The following is a 1007-nucleotide window of genomic DNA, read 5'->3' as shown; positions in this document are numbered from 1 at the left end:
TCCTCGTCCTTGTTGATCGCGACGATCACCTTGGAATCCTTCATGCCAGCCAGATGCTGAATGGCCCCTGAAATCCCCACCGCGATGTAGAGATCGGGCGCCACCACCTTGCCGGTCTGGCCGACCTGCCAGTCGTTCGGCGCATAGCCCGCATCGACCGCAGCCCGCGACGCGCCCATGGCGGCCCCGAGCCTGTCGGCGATCGGCTCGATGTACTGCTTGAAGGCATCAGCCGAGCCGAGCGAGCGGCCGCCCGAGATGATGATCTTGGCCGAGGTCAGCTCGGGCCGGTCGTTCTGGGCGATCTCCTCGCCCTTGAAGCTCGAGGTGCCCGGATCGTCGGCAGGGCCGACAGCCTCGATTGGGGCAGAGCCTCCTTCACCGGCAGCTGGGAAGGCGGCCATGCGAACCGTGATGACCTTCTTCGGGTCGGTCGCCTGCACCGTCTGGATGGCGTTGCCGGCATAGATCGGCCGCTCGAAGGTGTCGGGCGCGACCACCTTGGTGATGTCGGAGACCTGCATCACGTCGAGGAGGGCGGCGACGCGCGGCATCACGTTCTTGCCGGTGGTGGTGGCGGGCGCCACCAGAGCGTCGTAGGCGCCAGCCAGCGACACGATCAGCGCGGCAGTGGGCTCGGCGAGCTGGTGCTCGTAAGCCTGATTGTCTGCGAGGAGCACCTTCTCCACGCCTTCCAGCTTCGCGGCGGCATCGGCCGCAGCCTTCGCGTTCGAACCGGCCACCAGCACGTGCACGGGCGCGCCCAGCGCCTTGGCGGCGGAGAGAGCCTTGTGGGTGGCGTCCTTGAGGTGAGCGTTGTCGTGCTCGGCGATCAGCAATGTCGTCATGGGTCTTCAGTCCTCTTAGAGCACGCCGGCTTCAACTTTGAGCTTTTGCACCAGTTCGGCCACCGAGCCGACCTTGACGCCCGCCTTGCGCCCGCCGGGCTCGGCGGTCTTGAGCACCTTGAGGCGCGGGCTCACGTCGACGCCCAGCGTCTCGGGGGA

Annotated in this window: 1 protein-coding gene and 1 pseudogene; both read right to left on the bottom strand. The window is 67.0% G+C overall.

The window, feature by feature from the left end; genetic code table 11:
* Positions 1-848 (bottom strand): electron transfer flavoprotein subunit alpha/FixB family protein (locus tag JKL46_RS34885; protein ID WP_201843030.1); only part of this gene is annotated, 848 nt, incomplete at its 3' end.
* A 15-nt stretch (positions 849-863) separates the two neighbouring features.
* Positions 864-1007: pseudogene (locus tag JKL46_RS36190) on the bottom strand (electron transfer flavoprotein subunit beta/FixA family protein); the annotation flags it as partial.

Origin of the sequence: Microvirga zambiensis WSM3693 (assembly GCF_016735695.1) — a bacterium.
Taxonomy (GTDB): domain Bacteria; phylum Pseudomonadota; class Alphaproteobacteria; order Rhizobiales; family Beijerinckiaceae; genus Microvirga; species Microvirga zambiensis.
The sequence above is the reverse complement of the archived record's forward strand: the minus strand, read 5'-3'. Positions and strand labels throughout refer to the sequence as shown.